Source organism: Flavobacterium sp. (assembly GCF_031422135.1).
Taxonomy (GTDB): domain Bacteria; phylum Bacteroidota; class Bacteroidia; order Flavobacteriales; family Flavobacteriaceae; genus Flavobacterium.
This window is the reverse complement of the sequence record NZ_JANOQD010000102.1, coordinates 1-2,836: the sequence shown is the minus strand read 5'-3', so window position 1 is coordinate 2,836 and position 2,836 is coordinate 1. Positions and strand designations below refer to the sequence as shown.

Annotated in this window: 3 protein-coding genes; all 3 read left to right on the top strand. The window is 32.4% G+C overall.

Going from position 1 to position 2,836, the window contains the following annotated elements; all coding sequences use genetic code 11:
• Nucleotides 1–283: 283 nt before the first annotated feature.
• Nucleotides 284–1,099, top strand: coding sequence for a 2,3,4,5-tetrahydropyridine-2,6-dicarboxylate N-succinyltransferase (locus RMO70_RS13145; protein WP_310556895.1), 816 nt, complete (start codon nucleotides 284–286; stop codon nucleotides 1,097–1,099).
• A gap of 10 nt (nucleotides 1,100–1,109) precedes the next feature.
• Nucleotides 1,110–2,090, top strand: coding sequence for a glycosyltransferase family 2 protein (locus RMO70_RS13140; RefSeq protein WP_310556894.1), 981 nt, complete (start codon nucleotides 1,110–1,112; stop codon nucleotides 2,088–2,090).
• The coding region (locus RMO70_RS13135; RefSeq protein ID WP_310556893.1) for a glycosyltransferase family 9 protein at nucleotides 2,087–2,836 on the top strand (750 nt) is incomplete at its 3' end. The genes RMO70_RS13140 and RMO70_RS13135, both read left to right, overlap by 4 nt.

Sequence of the window (2,836 nt, the reverse complement as noted above, 5' to 3'; positions counted from 1 at the left end):
TCAAATTGAATAGTTAGCGTTTCCATAGCGATAGATTTTGATACACAAATATACAAAATAATTTTCTAAAAAAAGATAGCCTAAAACTTTATAAAAATGCCCAAAACTTAGTCTGATAGCCCTGATTGAAGTGGAAATCCTTTTTGAAATTGTCACACTGAGCTTGTCGAAGTGTTACAATTTTAAAAAGATTGAAACGAAAAGCAGGAATTACATTAGTAAATATGCCCAAGCCATTCGCTTCTAAAGAAAAAGGTTTTATATTTGTTAAAATATTTTTTTGATGATGAATTTACAACATACAATAGAACAGGCTTGGGAAAATCGAGCGTTATTACAAGAAGAAACAACTACAAAAGCAATTAGAGAAGTGATTAATTTACTAGATTCAGGTAAATTAAGAGTTGCTGAACCAACTGAAAATGGGTGGCAAGTAAACGAATGGGTCAAGAAAGCAGTGGTTATGTATTTTCCGATTCAAAAAATGGAAACTTGGGAATCTGGAATTTTTGAATACCACGATAAAATGCTTTTAAAAACGGGTTATGCCGAGAAAGGAATACGTGTGGTTCCGCCTGCTGTGGCTCGTTTTGGTGCTTATATTTCCAAAGGTGTAATATTGATGCCAAGTTATGTAAATATTGGAGCTTATGTGGATGAAGGCACGATGGTCGATACTTGGGCTACTGTTGGAAGTTGTGCTCAGATTGGTAAAAATGTACATTTGAGTGGTGGTGTTGGTATTGGTGGCGTTTTAGAACCTTTGCAAGCGGCTCCTGTGATTATTGAAGATGGTGCTTTTATTGGTTCTCGTTGTATTGTGGTTGAAGGTGTTCGTGTAGAAAAAGAAGCAGTTTTGGGGGCCAATGTATGTTTGACGGCTTCGACTAAAATTATTGATGTAACAGGTGCTGAACCTATTGAATATAAAGGTGTTGTTCCTGCCCGATCGGTAGTGATTCCAGGAAGTTATGCTAAAAAGTTTGAAGCGGGCGAATTTCAAGTGCCTTGTGCTTTAATTATCGGGAAACGCAAACCTTCGACGGATTTGAAAACCTCTTTGAATGATGCGTTGAGGGAATATATCGTCGCGGTTTAAACAGTATTTTATGATTGATGTTTCTATCGTTATTGTGAATTATAAAAGTTGGAATGCTTTGAGCGAATGTCTTGAAGCGTTATCAAATATTGAAAACACTCGATTTTCGATGGAAACTATTGTGGTGGATAATTGTTCTGGCGATGAAAAGTTGGATGCTTTTAAAATTCAATTTCCTAAAATAAAATTCGTAGAAAATTCTGGAAATAATGGTTTTGCAAATGGCTGTAATGTGGGTGCAAATTCTTCTACTGGTAAGTTTTTACTTTTTTTAAATCCTGATACTGTTGCCAACGAAGCAGCTATTTATGAACTTTGGCAAACTGCTAAAAATAATCCTGATTTTGGTATTGCAACCTGCTCACAAATTGATGGACAAGAAAAAAAATACAAAGAAGTTCGATTTTTTCCGAGTTTAAAAACGCTTTTTGGTCCTTTTAGAGCATTACAGAAATTTTTAATAAAGAATAAAATAAAGTCTGATTTTAGTTCTGATAAAAACATTATTTTTCCAGATTGGGCGACTGGTGCTGTCATATTTATGAGCAAAAATTGGTTTGAAAAAATCAACGGTTGGAACGAAAAATATTGGCTCTATTTTGAAGATGTCGATATTTGCAAACGTATTATTGATGTAGGTGGAAAAGTAGCTTTGATTCGGAATGTTTCCATTTTACACAAACACGGTGGGGCATCGCGAATTAATATTAAAACCAAAGCGTTGACTAAAACGGAAGTTCTGATTTCGCAACACGTTTTTTTTAACGATCATTCTAAAGGGTTTCAACAATTTATAATTCAATTTTTGCTAGTCTTTTCTTTAATTATTGAAAAATTTTTAATGCTTATTTTGGGCTTAATATTCTTTTTTGTGCCCAAATTAAAAGTAAATATTTTGATTTTTAAAAATTTGATGTCATATTACTTTTCGGCATTAGCCAATAAAACTTGGACAAGTCCTAGAGCAACAATTTACAAAAAACAGAAATGAAGATTCTAGTTATACAACAAAAAATGATTGGCGATGTTTTGGTAACTTCCATTTTGTGTGACAATTTGCGAAAAGCTTACCCAAATGCCATTATCGATTATATGGTATATGAATCTACCATTGCGGTTTTACAAGGGAACAAGTCGATTGATAATCTTGTTTTGTTTAAAGAAAAGTATCGAAAAAGCAAATGGGCATTTTTTAAATTTCTTTTAGAAATCAGAAAATCAAAATACGATTTAGTTATTGATGCTTATACTAAAATTGAAAGTTTTTTGCCCGTTATTTTCTCGGGAGCTAAGACTAAAATTTCGTTTGACAAAAAACATAGAGGCTTAATTTTTAATCGAACAGTTGAAAAATCGCAAATTCCTACATCTAATTTAGGATTAATTATTGAACAGCGGTTGTCGTTATTAAAACCTTTAAAATTAAAAATAGAGTTGGAAACTTTTCCGAAATTGTATGTCAACAAAGAAGAAACGGAGTTTGCCAAAAATCTATTTCAAAAAAACGGTATTGATTCTTCTAAAAAAACTATAATGCTAAGTATTATAGGTAGTTCGATAGACAAAACGTATCCAGCCAAATATATGGCGCAACTTATTGATTGGATTACAGAAAAACACGATGTGAATATGTTATTTAATTATATTCCGAATCAAATCGAATTGGCAACTGAAATTTTTAACCTTTGCAAAAAAGAAACCCAAACAAAAATTTATTTTGATGTTTTAGGGAAAAAT

What these genes read in the sequence shown, in the direction of transcription:
- RMO70_RS13145 (WP_310556895.1), top strand. Translation starts at nt 284, where the DNA reads ATGATGAATTTACAACATACAATAGAACAGGCTTGGGAAAATCGAGCG.
- RMO70_RS13140 (WP_310556894.1), top strand. Translation starts at nt 1,110, where the DNA reads ATGATTGATGTTTCTATCGTTATTGTGAATTATAAAAGTTGGAATGCT.